This window comes from [Scytonema hofmanni] UTEX 2349, assembly GCF_000582685.1.
Taxonomy (GTDB): domain Bacteria; phylum Cyanobacteriota; class Cyanobacteriia; order Cyanobacteriales; family Nostocaceae; genus Hassallia; species Hassallia hofmanni.
This window is the reverse complement of record NZ_KK073769.1, coordinates 222062-241230: the sequence shown is the minus strand read 5'-3', so window position 1 is coordinate 241230 and position 19169 is coordinate 222062. Positions and strand designations below refer to the sequence as shown.

The 19169-nt window shown below is 40.9% G+C and carries 17 protein-coding genes; 12 read left to right on the top strand and 5 right to left on the bottom strand.

The window, feature by feature from the left end; all coding sequences use genetic code 11:
* Nucleotides 1-15: 15 nt before the first annotated feature.
* From TOL9009_RS0130915 to nusB, 8 genes are all read left to right on the top strand, one after another.
* Nucleotides 16-981, top strand: coding sequence for a glycosyltransferase (locus TOL9009_RS0130915; protein WP_029637292.1), 966 nt, complete (start codon nucleotides 16-18; stop codon nucleotides 979-981).
* A 189-nt stretch (nucleotides 982-1170) separates the two neighbouring features.
* Nucleotides 1171-1704, top strand: coding sequence for a type II secretion system protein (locus TOL9009_RS0130910; RefSeq protein WP_029637291.1), 534 nt, complete (start codon nucleotides 1171-1173; stop codon nucleotides 1702-1704).
* Between the two features lie 33 nt (nucleotides 1705-1737).
* The gene (locus TOL9009_RS0130905) at nucleotides 1738-2388 is read left to right on the top strand and encodes a TIGR04282 family arsenosugar biosynthesis glycosyltransferase (protein ID WP_029637290.1); all 651 of its coding nucleotides are present in this window, start codon (nucleotides 1738-1740) and stop codon (nucleotides 2386-2388) included.
* 421 nt (nucleotides 2389-2809) lie between these two features.
* The gene (gene hpsJ-B, locus TOL9009_RS0130900; protein WP_029637289.1) at nucleotides 2810-3652 is read left to right on the top strand and encodes a hormogonium polysaccharide biosynthesis protein HpsJ; all 843 of its coding nucleotides are present in this window, start codon (nucleotides 2810-2812) and stop codon (nucleotides 3650-3652) included.
* Between the two features lie 232 nt (nucleotides 3653-3884).
* Nucleotides 3885-4769 carry a glycosyltransferase family 2 protein gene (locus tag TOL9009_RS0130895; protein WP_029637288.1) on the top strand — a complete coding sequence of 295 codons (885 nt, stop codon included), beginning with the start codon at nucleotides 3885-3887 and terminating at the stop codon, nucleotides 4767-4769.
* Between the two features lie 355 nt (nucleotides 4770-5124).
* Nucleotides 5125-6315 carry an RNA-guided endonuclease InsQ/TnpB family protein gene (locus tag TOL9009_RS0130890; RefSeq protein WP_029637287.1) on the top strand — a complete coding sequence of 397 codons (1191 nt, stop codon included), beginning with the start codon at nucleotides 5125-5127 and terminating at the stop codon, nucleotides 6313-6315.
* Between the two features lie 351 nt (nucleotides 6316-6666).
* Nucleotides 6667-7440 carry a DUF502 domain-containing protein gene (locus TOL9009_RS0130885; protein WP_029637286.1) on the top strand — a complete coding sequence of 258 codons (774 nt, stop codon included), beginning with the start codon at nucleotides 6667-6669 and terminating at the stop codon, nucleotides 7438-7440.
* A gap of 116 nt (nucleotides 7441-7556) precedes the next feature.
* On the top strand, nucleotides 7557-8186 hold the full coding sequence (gene nusB, locus TOL9009_RS0130875; protein WP_029637285.1) for a transcription antitermination factor NusB: 630 nt from the start codon (nucleotides 7557-7559) through the stop codon (nucleotides 8184-8186).
* Between the two features lie 320 nt (nucleotides 8187-8506).
* Here nusB and TOL9009_RS0130870 read toward each other — a convergent pair whose 3' ends face one another.
* The gene (locus tag TOL9009_RS0130870; protein ID WP_029637284.1) at nucleotides 8507-9775 is read right to left on the bottom strand and encodes an EndoU domain-containing protein; all 1269 of its coding nucleotides are present in this window, start codon (nucleotides 9773-9775) and stop codon (nucleotides 8507-8509) included.
* Nucleotides 9776-9909: 134 nt separating this feature from the next.
* Nucleotides 9910-10401: a hypothetical protein gene (locus TOL9009_RS0130865; RefSeq protein WP_029637283.1), complete on the bottom strand. Its 492-nt coding sequence runs from the start codon at nucleotides 10399-10401 to the stop codon at nucleotides 9910-9912.
* A gap of 287 nt (nucleotides 10402-10688) precedes the next feature.
* Between TOL9009_RS0130865 and ftsY the strand changes: the two genes are divergently transcribed.
* Both ftsY and TOL9009_RS0130850 read left to right on the top strand, forming a co-directional pair.
* Nucleotides 10689-12326, top strand: coding sequence for a signal recognition particle-docking protein FtsY (ftsY, locus tag TOL9009_RS0130860; protein ID WP_029637282.1), 1638 nt, complete (start codon nucleotides 10689-10691; stop codon nucleotides 12324-12326).
* An 822-nt stretch (nucleotides 12327-13148) separates the two neighbouring features.
* Entirely contained in the window at nucleotides 13149-14549 is a 1401-nt protein-coding gene (locus TOL9009_RS0130850) for a PP2C family protein-serine/threonine phosphatase (RefSeq protein ID WP_029637280.1), read from the top strand.
* Nucleotides 14550-14682: 133 nt separating this feature from the next.
* On the opposite strand, the gene TOL9009_RS0130845 is transcribed toward TOL9009_RS0130850, so the two are convergent.
* On the bottom strand, nucleotides 14683-15735 hold the full coding sequence (locus tag TOL9009_RS0130845) for a DUF2278 family protein (protein WP_029637279.1): 1053 nt from the start codon (nucleotides 15733-15735) through the stop codon (nucleotides 14683-14685).
* A 395-nt stretch (nucleotides 15736-16130) separates the two neighbouring features.
* Nucleotides 16131-16751: a hypothetical protein gene (locus tag TOL9009_RS0130840; protein ID WP_029637278.1), complete on the bottom strand. Its 621-nt coding sequence runs from the start codon at nucleotides 16749-16751 to the stop codon at nucleotides 16131-16133.
* A 220-nt stretch (nucleotides 16752-16971) separates the two neighbouring features.
* Here TOL9009_RS0130840 and psbP point away from each other — a divergent pair, with 220 nt between their 5' ends.
* Entirely contained in the window at nucleotides 16972-17517 is a 546-nt protein-coding gene (gene psbP, locus TOL9009_RS0130835) for a photosystem II reaction center PsbP (RefSeq protein WP_029637277.1), read from the top strand.
* Nucleotides 17518-17690: 173 nt separating this feature from the next.
* Nucleotides 17691-18284 carry a Maf family protein gene (locus TOL9009_RS0130825; protein ID WP_029637276.1) on the top strand — a complete coding sequence of 198 codons (594 nt, stop codon included), beginning with the start codon at nucleotides 17691-17693 and terminating at the stop codon, nucleotides 18282-18284.
* Nucleotides 18285-18504: 220 nt separating this feature from the next.
* Here TOL9009_RS0130825 and TOL9009_RS0130820 read toward each other — a convergent pair whose 3' ends face one another.
* On the bottom strand, nucleotides 18505-18756 hold the full coding sequence (locus TOL9009_RS0130820) for a hypothetical protein (protein WP_029637275.1): 252 nt from the start codon (nucleotides 18754-18756) through the stop codon (nucleotides 18505-18507).
* Nucleotides 18757-19169: the final 413 nt, after the last annotated feature.

Sequence of the window (19169 nt, the reverse complement as noted above, 5' to 3'; positions counted from 1 at the left end):
TATAAAAATCCCAAAGTGTCGAAAATTTCTGTCATTATACCAGCATATAATTGTGCTAAAACGATTAAGGAAACAATAGAGTCAGTTTTAACTCAAAGTTTTACTGATTTTGAATTAATTGTCATTAATGATGGTTCAACTGATTCAAGTTTAGATATTGTTTCAAAAATTAAAGATAGTCGGATAAAAACTTTTTCATATACTAATGTTGGTGGAAATGTGAGTCGTAACCGTGGCATTAACCATGCAGTAGGAGAATTTATTAGTTTCTTAGATGCAGATGATATATGGACACCTGATAAGCTAGCGACTCAGTTACAGGCTTTAGAAGAAAATCCTCTTACAAAAGTTGCTTATAGTTGGACAGATTATATTGATGAAAATGGCAATTTTGTCCATTCAGGTACTCACATTAGTCTAAATGGAAATGTTTATGAACAGTTATTAGTTAAAAATTTTTTAGAGAATGGTTCTAATCCATTGATTTCTAAAGATGCTCTGCTCGCAGTTGGTGGATTTGATGAATCTTTGCTTGCTGGTCAAGATTGGGATATGTGGTTGCGATTAGCGCGGGAATTCAATTTTGTCGCTGTACCCGAAGTGCAAATTTTATATAGAATAAGTGCTAATTCTCTGTCTTGTAATCTTGCAAGACAAGAAAAAGCTTGTCTGCAAGTTCTTAATAAAGCGTACAGTACAAGTCCTGAATCTTTACAACATTTGAAAGCTTACAGCTTTGCAAATCTTTATAAATATCTAACATGGAAAGCTTTACAAAATCCGCTTAATCGACAAAAAGGTTTAGCAGGGGCTTTATTTTTGTGGAAGTATGTCAAAAATGATTCTTCCCGTCTACAAAATAGAAGTTTAACATTAATACTTTTCTTTAAAATAGTCGTTATTCTGATGCTACCGTCTGCTTTGTCTACCGCATTATTAACAAGCATGAAGATATTTGCTAATAAAGTGAAAAACACCTAAGATTTGCGGTTTTAACAATTTAATTGAAAAATAGGCGTTGCTGAATCGCAGTAGAAATCCGAATGTAGAGACGCGATATATCGCGTCTCTACAAGGGTTTTGACATCACGCAGAATCATTTTCATACATCTAATCAGCAACGTCGAAAAATAAATATCCTTAGTGCATTTACCGTATTTAGTTGATTTAATGAAAAATAATATTTTGAAAAATTCCTCTAACAGTGGCTTTTCGCTGGTAGAGATGTTGGTAGTTATTTTTATGGTCGGGATATTAAGCGCGATCGCTATCCCCAGTTGGCTAAGTTTTGTAAACACTCGTCGTCTCAACGTTGCCCAAGATGAAGTTTATCGTGCCATGCGTCAGGCTCAAAGTCAAGCCAAAAAACAAAAATTAACCTGGCAAGTCAGCTTTCGCGAACAAAACAATATCGTTCAGTGGGCAGTTCATCCTGCTACCGTAAATGCATCTGTGGCTAATTGGAACAACCTAGATTCCAATATACGCTTAGATCAGGAAACAACCTTACAACAGTCAAATGGCATTAGGCAAATCCAATTTGATTATGGAGGTAATGTCACCCAACCGCCACTAGGAAGGATAACACTATCTAGTAAATATGCTGGTAAAGCCAAGCGCTGCGTCTATGTTTCTACAATTTTAGGCGCAATGCGAACGGCAAAAGAGCATACTACCGCTCAAGACGGTGATTATTGCTATTAAGATATTTTTGGTTGATTTAAAATAAGGTATTGCGTGCTGAAATCACCAAAAAACTCGAAACAGCATCTAATTATTTTTACTCGCTATCCAGAACCGGGAAAGACAAAAACCCGTCTGATACCTGCTTTGGGCAGTGTTGGCGCCGCGAATCTTCAGCGAGAGATGACTGAATATACATTATCTCAAGTTAAAGAATTACAAGCAAGCATTGCCATCTCTTTGGAAGTGCGGTTTGCAGGTGGTAATTTGCAATTGATGCAAGATTGGTTGGGGTCTGATTTAGTTTATCAGTTACAAGGTGAAGGCGATCTGGGTTCGCGAATGATGCGATCGCTCTTAAATTCCTTTCAAAAAAACACAGAACATGTAGTTATCATTGGTACTGATTGCCCTAGTGTAAATCCTCAGATTCTCGCAACAGCTTTTGAGCAACTGCACGTCTTTGACTTAGTTCTCGGTCCTGCGGTAGACGGTGGGTATTATTTGATTGGTTTACAGCAGACGTTTCCCGAATTATTGACTAACATCGATTGGGGAACTTCTCAAGTTTTATCACAGACTGTGGAGATTGCCCAGAAACTTAATTTATCAGTGGCTTACTTACCTACCTTAGCTGATGTTGACCGTCCAGAGGATCTGCCGATTTGGGAACAAACCCGTCTGGAAATAAGGACTAGGGAGTAGAGACAAGGGGACTAGGGAGTAGAGACAAGGACTAGGGGACAAGGGGACAAGGGGACAAGGGGACAAGGGGACAAGGGGACAAGGGGACAAGGGGACAAGGGGACAAGGGGACAAGGGACAAGGATAATAATTCTTCTTTCCCCCCATCCCCCCATCTCCCCATCTCCCCATCTCCCCATCTCCCCATCTCCCCATCCCCCCTCCCCTTAGCCAACGCTTGTATAGTTGAACACGAGGAATTTCCGGAAGACACCCTAAACTACAGGTGTTACTGTGGTGTAGTTTAAAATCAAGGGTAAAAATTCAATTCAATGTATTAAATTTGCTCTGAGATTCTAAATAACAGATAAGGTCAAGGGAACAATATTCCAGTAACTTTAAATATGACATTCAATAATATTCACTACAAGACCGAAAAACTATGATTGACCGTTTGGCTACTGTAAACGCTGCCCGCACACTAATAGTAGTTGGGACTATCTTAATCTTGTCCTTTTTGCTGGACTTTTTGATTCTGTTGTTTCCCTTCCAACCGACTGATAAAGGGTGGCAAATCGGCTTGGCAACAGCTTTAGTTGACCGAGGAATTGTACCTATGGTTGGTTTGGGGATGCTGTTTGCCGGATATTGGATTGATAGTACTAGTGATGGCGATCGCTCACAACCTGTAGATTTAAGATTTCCCGCTCTGATATTATCGAGTATTTTGGGGTTGTTCTTCTTACTGATTTTTCCCTTGCACCTCAACAATGTGAATCAAGCTAAGTCTCAGACAGTAACTCGAATCACCCAAGATGCGGATCAGGCAGAAAATCAACTCAAAAGCCAGTTAACTCAATTACAAGCACAATTGGGTAACGCTCAGGTTAAGGCTCAATTAGAACAGCAAAAGAGCCAAATCAAAGCTCAGTTTACTGAGTTGCTCAAAGATGATCAAAAATATAAGCAAGCACTTGAGAATCCTAACCTCCCTGCAACTCAGAAAGAATTACTCAAGAAGTTTAAGGCAAATCCCCAAGAGCTTGACAAATTTCTAGCCCAGCAAAGTGATCCTCAAGGACTTGCAAATGAAAGACTTAACCAAATTCGTCAGCGTAAAGAAGAAGCCCAAAAACAAGCTCAACAAGAAGCTTTGAAGTCTGGACTGCGAATTGGTATGAGTAGTTTACTATTGTCTATCGGTTACATTATCATCGGCTGGACGGGATTAAGAGGCATGGGTGCTTTACAAGGTGGTGGACGTAAAAAAGCACCCGCACGTTAATCTTTGATTTGTAGTGCCGTAATACTGTCAACATGAAAAACAGAGACAGACTTAGCTTGTAGTTAGCGCTTTAGCGCTAAAGCGCCAACTACAATGAGTTATCTTTGTACGTAGTTGATGACGGGTACTTAGTTTAGATTTGTGTAAAAACGCAGAGATAAACGCAAAAAGCGCGGAGTTTTTGGGTTTGATTTGTACTTAGGAATTAGTAAAATCTTTATAAAACTAGAAAATGCTCTCAGTATACATACTTACATATAACGAAGAGTTAGATATTGCCGCTTGTATTGAGTCAGCGATGCTATCGGATGACATTATTGTTGTAGATTCATGCAGTAGCGATCGCACTGTCGAAATAGCAAAAAACTATCCTGTACGTGTTGTTCAACATGCTTTTGAAAGCCACGGAAAACAACGTACCTGGATGCTAGAATCTATTGCCCCTAAATATGAATGGGTTTACATTCTAGAGGCTGACGAGCGCATGACACCAGAACTATTTGCTGAATGCCTCGAAGCGATGAATAATCCAGACTACATCGGTTATTATGTCGCTGAACGTGTCATGTTTATGGAGCGTTGGATTCGCTATAGCACCCAATATCCGCGTTACCAACTGCGCCTCTTCCGTCATGGTAAAGTTTGGTTTGACGACTACGGTCATACTGAACGGGAAGTTTGTGATGGCGCAACCAGCTTTTTAAAGGAAACTTACCCTCACTATACTTGTAGCAAAGGCTTGAACCGCTGGATAGAAAAGCACAATCGTTACTCTACAGATGAAGCTGAAGAAACCTTGTATCAACTAGAAAACGGAAACGTGAACTGGGGAAGTTTGTTTTTTGGTAAGTCAGAAGTCGAAAAACGTCGCGCTTTAAAAGATTTGTCTTTGCGTTTACCTGCTCGACCCCTGTTACGCTTTTTCTATATGTATTTTATTTTGGGCGGCTGCTTGGACGGACGCGCCGGCACTGCTTGGTGTACACTACAAGCATTCTACGAATATCTAATTTTGCTGAAAGTTTGGGAAATGAAGCACATGCCGAAACCAAACTCAGATATAGTCGAGAATAGTGTCCAGATGACAGCACCTGAAAAGCTATCCAAAGGAGCGTAAACGCACAGGTTTTCAACCAGTATTCTGATAATTTTCTTTTCTATTCCCTAATAATGTTACATTTATTATAAATTCAGATTTTTAACATAACTTTTTATCATCTTCGGTCGTGCCGATGTGACTAACTCACCAAGCTAAACAGAACAATAATGCTGAAGGAATAAAGCTTTCAGAATTATGGGCAGCTTTGAGTGCGATCGCGGTAGGATGAATAAAAGCCGAAAAGACTTGCAATAATTCTTTACCGAAAATTTGGGTCTAAAGCCCCGTCGTTCTACGACGGCTTTTTATTATTTTCTCAAGCTCTCATGTATCTTATACCAGTCATGTTAGTATAAGAATAGGAGGTAAAACAATGCTCGTATTTGAATTCAAGGCTTATGGAAAGTTAGCGCAACTAGTCGCAGTAGATGATGCAATTCGGACTGCCCAGTTCATTCGTAACAAATGCATTCGGCTGTGGATGGACGTTAAAGATACAGGTAAAAACGATTTGCAGAAATACTGTGCTGTACTTGCGGCTAATTTCCCTTTTGCTAACGAACTCAACTCAATGGCTAGGCAAGCTTCTGCTGAACGAGCATGGTCTTCTATTTCTAGGTTCTACGACAATTGCAAAAAAGGAATTGTCGGGAAGAAAAGCTTCCCTAAATTCAAAAAAGATTGTCATTCTGTTGAATATAAAACATCAGGGTGGCGGCTTGCGGATGACCGTAAATCTATAACTTTCAACGATAAAAAAGGTATAGGTAGATTAAAACTAAAAGGTACTCGTGATTTACACTTTTACCAAATCAATCAAATTAAACGGATTAGGCTGGTAAAACGCGCTGATGGTGTGTACGTTCAGTTTTGTATTGACATAAATCGTTCTGAAAACATAGAGCCTACTGGTAATACTGTCGGGTTAGATGTCGGATTAAAGGAGTACTACACAGATTCTGACGGAGTGATGGTAGAGAATCCTAAGTTTCTAGCCATTGGGGAAAAGGTTCTCAAGCGTTCACAACGTCGTATTTCAAGGAAGGTAAAAGGGTCAAAAAATAGGGGCAAAGCTAGGCAGATTTTAGGCAAGCGCCACCTCAAAATAAGTAGGCAACGTAAAGACCATGCTGTGAAATTAGCACGGTGCGTAGTTCAGTCTAACGGCTTGATAGCTTATGAAGATTTGAGGATTAAAAATATGGTGAAAAATCATTGTTTAGCCAAGTCTATTAATGACGCATCTTGGTATCAGTTTCGTGTCTGGATTGAATACTTTGGGAAGGTATTTAAGAAAGTCACGGTTGCGGTTAATCCACAATACACTAGCCAAGAGTGCTCTAGTTGCGGTGAAATTGTCAAAAAAACACTATCCACTAGGACGCACGTTTGTAAATGTGGTTGTGTGATGGATAGAGATGAGAACGCTGCTAGAAATATACTATTTCGCTCCTTGGGTACGGTAGGGCATATCGGAACCTCTGCACTAGATGTAGGCAACGCTTGCGGAGATGAAACCTCTACTCAGATTGGTGAGAACCTGTTTGAGCAAGTTATGTCTTAGATTCAAGAATCCCCGTGCATTCATGCGCCCGGAGTGTCAAAAGTCTGATAAAGAAAAGTAACAGCGTCTGAGAATAACCCCAGCCACCATTCTGGTTGGTACATGTCCATATGGACTAAAAGTAACGTTTTACTCAGAATCAGAACTTTAGGCTGTTTGGACTTGCATCGCGTCAAATCCCATTGAGAAAAAGCTAGTATAGGTCGGCAGAAATAACTAGACAGTTATAGAAAAGCCAAAAGGTAGATGATATATGTATTATTCCCTTCTGCCTTCTTCTACTAGGGATTTGGCAGCAGATCCAAGCAAGATAGAAAACTACAGTAGTGCAATTTGACGAATCTGCTGGTTATGAATACCAATAACAGAAGTTCCAGTAACCCAAAAAAGGAGAATAGGGACTTGTTAATCGATCGCCTAAAACAGGACTTCAAAAATGACCTGATTGCTGGTTTGTTGGTAGTGATTCCCCTAGCGACAACCATCTGGCTAACGATTACCATTGCCACTTGGGTAATCAACTTTCTCACCCAAATTCCTAAACAAGTGAATCCCTTTCAGGGGATGCACCCTATTGTAGTAAATCTACTGAATCTTTTAGTGGGCATGGCAGTACCACTATTCAGTATTCTCTTAATTGGCTTAATGGCTCGGAATATTGCTGGGCGGTGGTTACTAGATTTTGGTGAGCGAGTATTGCAGGCGATTCCCTTAGCTGGACAGGTATATAAAACCCTGAAACAGCTTTTGGAAACATTATTAAAAGATACCAATGGTAAGTTTCGCCGCGTAATTTTGGTAGAATATCCGCGCCGGGGAATGTGGGCGATCGGCTTTGTTACTGGCACAATTAGCAGTGACATTCAATCTCAAATGTCTCGCCCAGTGTTGAGCGTTTTTATCCCCACCACTCCAAATCCGACTACTGGATGGTATGCGGTACTTCCAGAAGATGAGGTAGTAAATCTATCAATGTCGATAGAAGATGCCTTTAAAATAATTGTTTCTGGTGGCATTGTTGCTCCAAATACGCCCTTACCTCCCTTAGCGATCGCCAAAGACCGCATACTGGAAATGCCACAAACTGAAACAAAACGGCAAACTATACCTTTAGAAGAGACTTAAAATTGTACAGCAAATGCACGATGGAGAAACTGGCAAACAGTTTCACCACCGTGTAGTTGCCAATTCGCAGCCAAAATTAATTCAGTTTTCACATACTTAAATACAAATACACTTTTATGCAACCTCGTAAACCCCGTCAAATTGCTCGTGAATTGGCGCTTTTAAGTCTTAGTCAGATGCCAATTAACCCCAAAAAATTGACAGAAGAACAACTACCGAAGTTAGTGCTAGCGGCAGTACGTACCCTGACACTAGAAGTACAAGATTCTTTGGATAATGCTGCTGGGGAATTGCAACGCAGTAACGATCGCCTTTTAAGTAGCCAAACTCGCACCACCGATGTTAATGTTGCCAGAACTATGGTCAAAGAGGCAATCGAATATACCCAAACGGCAATTAATCAACTTGGCACCACTCTTGAGTTTCCAGAACTGATTCAGCTAGCGAACCAAGATAAAGATGTTGCTAGATACGCCATTCAAATTGTCAAAACAGTCAATGAAGAACGAAAAGCGATCGATCAATTAATCTCCGACGCTTTGGTCGATTGGCAAGTAACTCGTCTGGCTCAAATCGACCGCGATATTCTACGAATCGCTGTGGCTGAAATGAAATTTTTAGAGGTTCCAGACAGCGTGACAATCGATGAAGCAGTAGAGTTAGCCAAACGCTACAGTGGAGAGGACGGTCATCGATTTATTAATGGTGTTCTGCGTCGATTCACCGACCAGAAAAAAACTGCGTAACGTTTGATAACATGTCCACGCAATCACCCATAATTCATGAAGAACCCCTCCACAACCCTCCCCGCAAGCGGGGAGGGTGCCACAGGCGGGTGGGGTTCTTTTATTATGGCTGTTTGACCAGACATGATATGATACCAATGTAAAGACGTTCCGGCGGAACGTCTTTACGACGGTAGGTAGGTTTTTATTAATGTTAATTAAACGGACATCATACAGCAGATTTCAGGTAAATGAAGTACATGTATAAAACCCAAAACCATGTAGAGACGTTCCGCAGGAACGTCTCTACGTCTATTCGATTAGATCGATAGGCTGCTATATTACTGGATACAGTTGGCGGTAGAGTCAGGAGTAGCATCGGGATAGAAAGTACGGATTCCACCTTGTCTTCTGACAAATACGGCTTTAAAAGTTCTACCCTCATCTGTGACGCTCAGAAGACACGCTTGGTTAGTAGTTGTAGTGTTGGGGTTGTTCTTATAACCTAAAGATACCTTTGACAAAATTTCTTCAGCACTGAGGGAGTAAGGATAACCTTTGATAGTAGATTGAGAAGTTCCAGTACCTACTCTCATGACAACACCCATTGTGTAGACTGTGTTGGGAACAACTTCTTCCCTAAACGTATTATTATTCAGTCGTCCAGCCAAACCCTTGCTTTGCAGTTCCACATAACGTCCAACAAAGTGCAACCCACCAATAGAGCCTCCTTGAACTGGTTCTCCGCAGAATACATGATCAAAACCTGCCACATTAAACCAGAGATCGGTTAGATCGTTCAAGAAATCAGTATTGGAAGTCCGACCCGGTTTCAGGAATCCTCCCACATAAGCCTTGATATTTGCCAAGACCGTAGGATTAGCATTTAGGGTAGACTGGAAACCACTGCGACTCACAACAGTACCAGGAGTACCACAAAGATTGACTACTGCTGTGTCAAAACTATTGAGAGCTGGAGCTGGAGGTGTGACATCCGCTGGGCTACCATAGGCTAAACCAGATACAGGATTGTTGATATTGTCAAAGAAAGGTACAGAACCGCTTGGTAGAGAAGGAGTGGAAGAACCGTAATCTGTAATTACGATGTCATCAATGTTGGTTCTGTTTGTAGTTCCATCAGTCTTACGAATGTCACAGCGAACAAAACCAGAGATGTTGGCTGTAAAAGTCGCTGTTTGCAATGTTGTAGAAGTGCTAGTGACAGTGGAACCGACTGGTGTATATGAAATACCACTGTTAGTTGAACACCAAACACCCCAAGTAGTATTACCGTCGGAACCAAATTTAGCGTGTTTCACAGTGATAGTGCCGGCACCAGTAGTGCGATCGAATAGCATCGTCAATCTACCACTATTACGAATGCGGGCAGACTGTGTGCCATTTTTTGCGTCAGTGGTGAGATTGCCAATGAGAGCATCATTAAAATTCCATAATCCTGTACTGAGAGCAACATTACCCGCAGCGTAGCTTGGTTTTGTGCCGGTCTCAAAGTTTTCAGAAATTGTGGCGCTATTTACACTAGTTACACAAAAGGTAAGTAGTATAATTGCTCCTGTTGATATCTTTAAAGGAAAAGCTAATCTAGACATACTTAATAGGTTGGTTACTTGAATCAATTACTAGTTGATATTGAGCCTAAATAAGTAGATTAGCTATTATCTCTTAAATTTGGATTAAATATAAGTTAAAAAGTTTACTAGTAATTTATTTTCTAGTTCAGCTATTAGTCTTCATCTTTAACCCACAGCATTCCAATCAGTGTAGCACTTACAAAAATTATACCTGTGTCAAATGTTGCGTCTGTCAGCGAATCCCAAGCACTAAGCGCCGAGTAGTTGTTGACAAATACTGCGTTAGTAAAAAATTTACAGGGATTTTCAAAAAAGTTGAACATCTTAGTAGAAATTTTTTCAGCCTCTTCGACTGCCATAATTTTTGAAGAATAAGCCAAATCTTTGGTCAAGACAAATGCTAAAATCTCTTTGGTTGCGGCTTGATCAATTTCTTTCCAGCGATCGCCAAGCCCTACATACCCCATTTGACTAACAAATAAATCCAGAATTTCTGTCAAATCCTCAGCTTTTTTAAGGGTCATATCAGATCTGATTTGTTTAATTTCAAATAAAACATTTCCCATACTACGTTTTGATAGAATTTCTGCTCTTATTTTTTTAATTTCGGAAGAATCTACACTTTCTAATATTTTGATGCTCATTTTATTTAAATAAATAATGGCGGTTTTTTGCGAGATGAATCTAAATTATTATTCCAAGTTGATACATCTGGGAGAATAAATTATAACTTATAATATGCTACCATCGGATATTTTAACTGTATAAAAATAAGATATTTTCAACAACTTAACTATCCAACTTTATTGAAAGTTAATTTTCTAGATGTTTCCTTTTTAACTCGCTTACATCCCCACCTTATAGAAGGATGGGGAATTGCGCGATAATGTTAAACACATAACTCACATCACAACTAACACTTGTAGCTGCAATGGTTTTTAATTGGTTCCGTCGTCAAAATAACGATCCTGCTAAGGCATCCGATAAACAAAAACAAATAGAAATTTCTACACAAGAATCTCAAACAGAGTCAGCCGAAACTTCCAACAAGGATGATTCACCCGCAGCAGCGACAGACTTGTTAGCATATGCTAAATCGGCTTATAAAAACATTCAGCAAAAGCAACAAGCAGAGGAAGTAGAAACTCCTTCTGTTGAAGTCACAGAATCGCCACAAGCAGAAACAGCATCAGAAGAACCAGATCCTGAACCGCTAGCAGATGAAGCAACTGCTGATGAACCAGATTCTGTTGAAGTCACAGAATCGCCACAAGTAGAAACAGCATCAGAAGAACCAGATCCTGAACCGCTAGCAGATGAAGCAACTGCTGATGAACCAGATTCGGAAATTATAGATACCCAGGCAGTAACAGCCAGCGAAGCACTTGCTGCTCCAGAGGATCCACAACCCGTAGTGCCAGCAACTTTATCCTTTTTAGAACGGGCAGCAGCAGAAAGGCAAGCAAAACAGGAACGATTGATCGCAACTGCAATTGAAATACTAGAAACCGACGTAGTACAGCCACCTACACTAGAGATAGTAGAGGAAATCCCCGGACTTGCCTTTGATGATGGGTTTGTGTGGTCTACAGAAGTTTTGGCAAGGCAAGGTAGGCGTGCGGAAGATGTTTCAATTGAAGAAATTAACTGGCTGAAAAAGCTGCGACAAGGCTTAGACAAAACTCGTCGTGGTATTGTTAACCAACTGAAGGCGATTGTCGGTCAAGGACCGCTAAATCAAGCAGCAGTCGATGAAATTGAATCGTTGCTGTTGCAAGCAGATGTGGGTGTGGAAGCGACAGACTATATTATCAAAGCCTTACAGAAACAGCTACGAGAAGAAGTTACTCCACCAGATGAGGCGATCGCCTACTTAAAAACTATCCTCCGGGATATGCTCGATGCACCACTCAAAACATCCTACAAAGCTAGTTTTACTCCAGAAAAAGAAAATCTTAATATTTGGTTAATAACTGGGGTGAATGGTGCTGGTAAAACCACCACCATCGGCAAAATTGCTCACTTGGCACAAAAATCTGGCTATAAATGCTTGATTGGGGCAGCAGATACATTCCGCGCTGCTGCTGTGGAACAGGTGAAGGTTTGGGGTAGCAGAAGCGGTGTGGAAGTAATTGCTAATCCTGGGAAGAATACAGATCCAGCAGCCGTTGTATTTGATGCGATCGCCGCTGCCGTTGCACGAGAAACAGAGTTACTTCTAGTCGATACCGCAGGACGACTGCAAAACAAGAAAAACTTGATGGATGAACTTAGTAAAATCCGGCGAATTATCGACAAAAAAGCCCCGAACGCAAAAGTAGAATCATTGTTGGTTCTTGATGCCACTTTAGGTCAAAATGGATTGCGCCAAGCTGAAATCTTTTCTCAAGCGGCACAACTAAGTGGTGTAGTCTTAACTAAGCTTGATGGTACCGCTAAAGGAGGTGTCGCCCTCGCCGTCGTGCAGCAACTAGGTCTACCGATTCGCTTTATTGGTGCTGGTGAAGGAATTGAAGATTTGCGTCCGTTTTCTAGCTACGAGTTTGTCGAAGCTTTATTGAGTGGTTAGATCAAGATACTGGGGAGTCAAAAGTCCAAAGTCAAAACAGAACCTCACCCCGTCCGTTCCGGACACCCCTCTCCTTAATGTGGAATTGTGGGCGAAATAATCCAAATTTTATGGGGAAGGTAAAAAGCGAGTGGAATTGTGGGCGACATGTTCATCCCTTTCCCCTTTCCCCTTTCCCCTTTTGTTTATGTGTATTACCCGTATCTGGTTCAAAAAACCTCACGGAATATTATTTGCCCAAAATTTATAAATTTGCAGTGTGTTGGTTAAACTAAAACACCATTACTAATTTATAGGTTAAAGGTCTTGTGCTATGCTTTTTCTGGCTTTTGTTTCCTGAGCCTGTCGATCTGTTGTCATTAAAGTAGGATCAATATTATTTACATAACTTAAAATTGTAAGAAAGCGTAAGTATATCTGCCCCAGAGTGCCTGAATTATGAGGTTCTAAGCCCCCTAAGCGCCAGCCCCCCAGTCTTAACACTGACTCGGAGAGCGTAAAAATTTATTTGTTGACCCAAGTATTTTCTCTATCTCAAGATATATGATTTGGTTAATAAGTTATGAAATAATTGAAAACTTTTAGGTTCTAAGAGAATTTGCTGTCAATATCAGTCTCTTTTTGACCAAAAAACTTACTTAAAACTTCTGTTTTGACGAATAAATACAATCAGCAAATGGAATACTTGTTAAATTGACATCTTACGTCTTTCTACTCTTGCTAAATTGACAAACCTTGTTTCAATATGGTTTAGCAATTGCCTTTGCCTAGATGATTTATAAATAATCTAATTCGGTTTTTCAGTTAAGTGAAATAATAGCTGTGCCTGTGTCTCAACTGCCCTCTCAACCAACTGATAGTAATAGTAGTGCCGCAACGGATGTCACTCCCGTTGTCGCGCTGAAAGAACTCGTGGCACGGCTGCACCGAGAACAAAACAAAATTCAAGATTTGTTAAGTTCTTTAGGATTTGCTCTGAGAAGCTTCAATAATTTGAATCAGTTTTTGGAGCTAATTCCGTTGATGGCGACAAGAGTAACAGATGCAGATGGTAGTGCTCTGTTTCTCTATAAACCTAATGGTCAAGTTCGATTAGAGCAGTTGCATTGGCAGGATAGTCACCAGCGGAAACATATTCGCAAGGCTCTAGAAACCGCTACCAGTCAAATCACACTTTTGGCAAATGCGGCACCTTTAGCAAACGCTACGGGTGTTTTGGATGCCCAAATGCATCGCTACTTAGGACCAGATATGCAAATATTTGGTACGGCAATTCTGGTGAAACATGCAGAACGAGGATGGTTGTATGTGTTGAGTCGCGATCCGGAATATAGCTGGACGGAAACTAGACAAAAATTAGTCAGGTTAGTGGCAGACCAAACAGCAGTAGCGATTGAAAACGATGAACTGGCTGTAGAATTACGAAAAAAAGAACGCTTAGATCAAGAACTAGAAATTGCTGCGGAAATTCAACGCCGGCTTTTACCTCGTCAATGTCCCTCGATTCCTGGCATAGCCTTGGCTGCGCGTTGTAAACCGGCAAATCGTGTCGGTGGAGACTATTATGATTTTATTCCTACCAAGCACAATCAGTTTCAGTTAAATAGTAAAGATATTATCAGCTTAGAAACTGGTCGTTGGGGTTTTGTGATTGGTGATGTCATGGGCAAAGGTGTCCCAGCTGGGTTAATTATGACCATGATGCGGGGAATGCTACGAGGAGAAGTTTTACACGGGAATTCACCAGCAGCAATTCTCCAAAATTTAAATCAAGTTATGTATGCGGATTTGGAAAATTCCCACCGTTTTGTGACACTGTTTTACTCAGAATATGACCCCCAAAATCGAATTCTGTCTTATAGTAATGCAGCACATAATCCTCCTTTGTGGTGGCACGCGGCTACAAAAACTGTGACTCGTTTGGATACATTGGGTATGTTGATTGGTTTAGATACTAACAGCGAATATGAAGATGCTCAGGCACAGTTAGAACCTGGAGATACAATTATTTATTATACAGATGGTTTGACTGAGGCGGCTTCTGCTGGAGGCGATCGCTTCGATGAAGAAAACTTTGTCGATGCCTTTAATTTGGCTTGCAGGCATTGCAATGGACCACAGGAGATTCTGGATTACCTGTTTAACCAAGTTTATCAATTCATCGGTGTCGATAAGCAAAACACCGATGATATGACGTTAGTGGTGCTGCAAGTTAATGAATAGTGGATAGTGGATAGTGGTTAGTGGTTAGTGGATGGTGGATGGTGGATGGTGAATAGGGGTTAACAACTAACAATTATCAACCAACAACTATCAACCAACAACTATCAACCAACAACCAACAACTAACAACTAATCAAAATACAATCGTCCATCCCTGGTCTTTGGCATCTTCTTTTGTGTAAGAAACACCGTCAACTTTAATACCTTCTTGATTGAGAATGGTGATAATTCCACCATCATTAGAAAGTTGAATTTTTTGTTTATCTAAAAGCACTGTAGCAGATGCACTTGGTTCGATTTGTAATCCATCAAGAGATTGTTTTTGTTTTAGTTTATTAGTAAGTGACCAACCATTAAAGTCTATTTGTTGGGGTGAGGAATTGATTAAAGTAACTGTCTCCTTTCCGGCATCATCTCCTAGAGGATTTACTAAAGCAGCAACAATTTTTACTCGTGCCTTCACTGCCGGAACGTTGGGATCTGGTGGTTCAGTTCCTACTTTCTTATCTATTGGATTTCCTGTACTATCGTCTGTGTGGAAGGACTGCGATTGAAAGGCAAAAAATGCTCCTACCCAGCTATCTTGGGATGCGATCGCACTCGGAAAATGAATCAACAATGCCCCATCTTGGTAAACTCCATTTTCCTTGGCAAACGATCCGCTGTTGCCTTGATTCATATGAATATTATGAATCCCTCTCCCTGGTTCAAAGCCGAATATTTTGTCAGGCTTATCTTCCACTTTATCTACTCCCCACGGTTCCCCGAATACATAGATAACTGCTTTAGTCTCAATTGCCCTTTTAATATATGAGTCAATCAGTTCGTTGAGGTCGTTGTTTTCTCCCGGCAAATTGAAGGGCAAAGGCTTCATCTCAGTGACTTTAAATAAATTTGATCTGATGTAGTCCAGCGCAATTCCTCCAGCTTTTCTATCTGTCTCCGGAATCTTGGTAAAGCCAAACTCCAATTTATTGAGTTTGTCGGTAAGATAATGTTCAAAATTATTTTCGACAAGATATAACAAATCGAAAGGTTGTTGACTTGATCTAACGTTGACTGCAAGGCGATAAGAAAACTTACCATCTTTCACATGGATTTGATAGTGTGGGGTATCTTTACCAAGTTCCATTTTGCCAGCGATCGCATGACACTTTAACACACCATAACCTTCGCTTAAGTTCATTGGACTTTCTCCTTTTTAATTAAATTGATCGAAATTTATTTCAAGACAATTGCAATTGCTGCATTCAATGAAAAAGCGAATCGCGCTATTTTTTTAGTCATAGGACTTACGCACTTGTTACGAGAAAACAAGACTTTGAGATTGCTTCCTTGCGTCGCAATGACGGAAATACTTAGTCCGTGCGTAAGTCCTGAGTCAGCTATTCGCGATCGCAAGAGCCGCGAATAGTATAACGTTTTACTCTTAATTTTTCCCTAAGATTATCTAAAGGGTGCTGCTAAGTAAGTTTTCGGTATTTAGCGTAGCAACGATGACGACGCTTTTCTCCAAGATATCTTAGTATTATGAGGCACGATAGTACCCATGAGGGTGGTTTTTTGATAGCAAGTAAGTTGTCATTTACAAACAAGTTCTAGCCAACTGGGATAAGCGAAAGAATCCGCAGCTAGCAACTTTGACGCTTTATAAGTCTTAAATACCCAATTAGCTGTTTTCTGAAGATTATCCATCAAACAGGCTTCTTCACCGCGAGTTTCAAACGCTAAACTCCACCAAGGATTCTTCCGAATCGAAAGACGGGTGAGTTCTACACTACAACCGTTGTCGATACCTTCATTAGCGTCAACAGGTTGTGGCGGAAACTCCGGGACAATTTGGTAAAGTTGCGAATAACGAACTTTTTGCACATTCACCCATGAAGGGGTATTTACAACCGTTGTCGGGTGAAAACTTTCTTTTGTCGAATCTTCGCAGAGCCACTTACCCCATTTTTCTACTTTACCTTCTATGGAGTCGCCAAAACCGATTATCCCTAATTCTGATTTGCGCCATTTGACTTCTAATCGTCCTTGACGCAGTTTGATTCCCAAAAAGTCACATGGGGAATATAAATACACATCTTCGCGTTCTTCTGGTGACTGCAAAGAGTCAAGAAGACAATTTTGTTTGAACCAAAGTTCAATGTCTTCCGGTATACTGCCAGGGTAAAACCAACGTAGTTCGTTACTTATCAGCATAAGAGAGTAGAGACGTTCCGGCGGAACGTCTGTAGGAAAGGAGCAAAGGCATGGAGTCAGCGTGAATAATTCGTCATTATTAAAAAATTTTACCCCACTCCCCATCCCCAATGCCCAATGCCCCATTCCCCAGTGTTTAAATGTCCCTGTTGATGGGAGAATGAAAACGAGAAATTTAAGCGTGCGTTGTGTTGCTTCCAGCCCAAAGGAATCTGTATAAATGTTGAAACGAATTGTATTAATTTTGCTATTGGTGTTTAGCTTTAGCCTGAGTAATTCTGGTGTAGCAGTTGCGGCTGGATTCAACAGCTTTGTAGACACTACTGATGGCTATGAGTTTTTATATCCTAACGGTTGGGTGCAAGTTAAAGTTGCCAACGGACCGGATGTAGTGTTTCATGATTTGATTCAGGTGACAGAAAATGTTTCTGTGGTGATTAGTCCGGTTCCAGATAACAAAACTTTGACAGAATTGGGCACGCCGGGAGAGATAGGATATAAGTTGTCAAAAAATGCGATCGCTCCTCCTAATTCTGGTCGCAAAGCGGAATTAGTCAACGCTGGACAACGAGAATCTAAGGGTAAAATTTACTACATGTTAGAGTATGAGGTTAAACTCCCCAATAACAAAAAACGGCATAACCTTGCCAGTGTCGTTGTTAGCAGAGGTAAACTTTTTACCTTTAATGCCTCCGTCACCGAAGACCGTTGGCAAAGAGTTAAATCAATTATAGAAAACTCTGTGAATTCTTTTTTTGTATATTAGGGACGAGGGGACTAGGGACTGGGGACTAGGAGACTAGGAGACAAGGGGACTAGGAGACAAGGAGAATATTTCTTCTTTCCCCCCCATCCCCCTCTCTCCATCCCCCCATCCCCCCCTCTCCACATCCCCCCCTCTCCCCCTCTCCACATCCCCCCCTCTCCCCCTCTCCCCCTATGGGTATCCCTACCTTTATACTCGCCTCTGCTTCTCCGGCACGACGCCGTTTGTTGCAAACTGTTGGAATTGAAGCGACTGTTTGCGCTAGTGATTTTGATGAGTCGCAAATTCAACTCAGTGAACCAGGACAATTGGTGCAAACTCTTGCTCAGTGTAAGGCAGAAACTGTAGCGCCTCAGTTTGCATCAGGTTTGATTATGGGTTGTGATTCAGTTTTGGCGCTGAATGGTCAGATTCATGGTAAACCAGCAGATGGATCTGAAGCGATCGCTCGTTGGCAAATTATGCGAAGTCATTTTGGCGATCTGTATACTGGTCATGCTTTGATTGACAAAGACCAAAATCGCACTTTAGTCAAGTGTCAGGTAACAAGAGTTTATTTTGGGGAAATGAGCGATCGCACAATTCAAGCATATGTTGCCACGGGTGAACCGCTCAAGTGTGCCGGTGCGTTTGCTATTGAGGGTTTTGGTAGTTTATTTGTGGAAAAAATCGAAGGGTGTCACACTAACGTCATTGGTTTGAGTTTACCTCTGCTGCGGCAAATGTTGGCGGAATTGGGATACGAGGTGACTGATTTTTGGCGATAGTTTGTAGGTTGTTGGTGGATGGTTGTTAGTTGATAGTTAGAGCGTTATAAGTGATATTTTGCCGGATTCTCAATTAGTGTCCACACCCACCTTAGATTGAAATCCAAGGCTAACAGCTTAAGTCCACTTAAGTGGACTTAAATTCTTTGTTAGTCCACTTTTAGTGGAATGAGTGCTATGAAACAGAGATATAAAATCTCTGTGGGACGTAGACTCGCGTCTAATAACTAAATTGCCTGGTGTTGAGTAGCGCTTCCCCACGATCGGGAATCCAGGCTAACCATTCGTCTTCTGTAACCTGACATAATAACAGTGCTTCGTCAAAACTAAACGCGGTGGGAAGTTCCAGAAGCTTTACCCAAGTTGAAGCTTCCAACTTCTGCTGCGAATTGGGGTAAGACTTATTTGATCCATCTAAATTGTGTCTTTGCCCTGCGACGTTAAAACCTAGTTTACGGGAATCTAGTTTCATGGCTTTGTGTTCCCTTTTGTTCGTTAGTTAATCTAACAATATTTCTGTAATCTAGGCTACAAAATAACTAATTCTGTTGCAAAGAGGTTGTCTTATAACTTTACCTTTGGTGAGATGGTCAGTGCGATCGCCATAAAATTACTTTGCAATCATTAATATCATGTCCGCAACCATTGTAGAGACGCGATTAATCGCGTCTGCGTCTTTACGTATTTAGGACAATAATAAAATTACTTTGTGTGTAATGACTAGATGATCTCTTGTAGTGGTACTAGTGATGCTAGGGACTTATACAAACCATTATATTTCTTCTGTAATGAATAATAAAGCGGGTGCCAAAACGATTCTACTGTTGGCAGCTAATCCCAGAGATACTTCTAAACTGCAACTTGATGTAGAAGTGCGGGAAATTG

Coding starts and splice junctions, on each gene's coding strand:
- TOL9009_RS0130885 (WP_029637286.1), top strand. CDS start 6,667: ATGAATACCAATAACAGAAGTTCCAGTAACCCAAAAAAGGAGAATAGG.
- hpsJ-B (WP_029637289.1), top strand. CDS start 2,810: ATGATTGACCGTTTGGCTACTGTAAACGCTGCCCGCACACTAATAGTA.
- nusB (WP_029637285.1), top strand. CDS start 7,557: ATGCAACCTCGTAAACCCCGTCAAATTGCTCGTGAATTGGCGCTTTTA.
- TOL9009_RS0130910 (WP_029637291.1), top strand. CDS start 1,171: ATGAAAAATAATATTTTGAAAAATTCCTCTAACAGTGGCTTTTCGCTG.
- TOL9009_RS0130840 (WP_029637278.1), bottom strand. CDS start 16,751: ATGCTGATAAGTAACGAACTACGTTGGTTTTACCCTGGCAGTATACCG.
- TOL9009_RS0130890 (WP_029637287.1), top strand. CDS start 5,125: ATGCTCGTATTTGAATTCAAGGCTTATGGAAAGTTAGCGCAACTAGTC.
- TOL9009_RS0130845 (WP_029637279.1), bottom strand. CDS start 15,735: ATGAACTTAAGCGAAGGTTATGGTGTGTTAAAGTGTCATGCGATCGCT.
- TOL9009_RS0130865 (WP_029637283.1), bottom strand. CDS start 10,401: ATGAGCATCAAAATATTAGAAAGTGTAGATTCTTCCGAAATTAAAAAA.
- psbP (WP_029637277.1), top strand. CDS start 16,972: ATGTTGAAACGAATTGTATTAATTTTGCTATTGGTGTTTAGCTTTAGC.
- TOL9009_RS0130825 (WP_029637276.1), top strand. CDS start 17,691: ATGGGTATCCCTACCTTTATACTCGCCTCTGCTTCTCCGGCACGACGC.
- ftsY (WP_029637282.1), top strand. CDS start 10,689: ATGGTTTTTAATTGGTTCCGTCGTCAAAATAACGATCCTGCTAAGGCA.
- TOL9009_RS0130820 (WP_029637275.1), bottom strand. CDS start 18,756: ATGAAACTAGATTCCCGTAAACTAGGTTTTAACGTCGCAGGGCAAAGA.
- TOL9009_RS0130870 (WP_029637284.1), bottom strand. CDS start 9,775: ATGTCTAGATTAGCTTTTCCTTTAAAGATATCAACAGGAGCAATTATA.
- TOL9009_RS0130895 (WP_029637288.1), top strand. CDS start 3,885: ATGCTCTCAGTATACATACTTACATATAACGAAGAGTTAGATATTGCC.